Source organism: Nocardioides sp. CPCC 206348, assembly GCF_048654705.1.
GTDB lineage: Bacteria > Actinomycetota > Actinomycetes > Propionibacteriales > Nocardioidaceae > Nocardioides.
In genome coordinates this window covers 3,284-3,736 of the sequence record NZ_JBMCZA010000082.1, presented here as the reverse complement: position 1 = coordinate 3,736, position 453 = coordinate 3,284, and the positions used below count along the sequence as shown (strand labels likewise).

Here is a 453-nt window from a genome sequence, read left to right as displayed (position 1 = left end):
GACCCGGACATGATCGACTCGATCATCGAGGCCGTGTCGATCCCGGTGATGGCCAAGGCCCGGATCGGCCACTTCGCCGAGGCCCAGATCCTGCAGTCGCTCGGTGTGGACTACATCGACGAGTCCGAGGTACTGACCCCGGCCGACTACGCGAACCACATCGACAAGTGGAACTTCACGGTTCCCTTCGTGTGTGGTGCGACCAACCTCGGTGAGGCGTTGCGCCGGATCACCGAGGGTGCGGCCATGATCCGCTCCAAGGGCGAGGCCGGCACCGGTGACGTCTCCAACGCGGTCACCCACATGCGCACCATCCGTGGCGAGCTGCGTCGCCTCTCCTCGCTGCCCGAGGACGAGCTGTACGTCGCGGCCAAGGAGCTCCAGGCGCCGTACGAGCTGGTGGCCGAGGTCGCGCGCTCCGGCAAGCTTCCCGTCGTGCTGTTCACCGCTGGC

Annotated in this window: 1 pseudogene; it reads left to right on the top strand. The window is 66.9% G+C overall.

What is annotated here, in order from left to right:
• A pseudogene (locus tag ACOADB_RS04310) lies at positions 1-453 on the top strand (pyridoxal 5'-phosphate synthase lyase subunit PdxS); the annotation flags it as partial.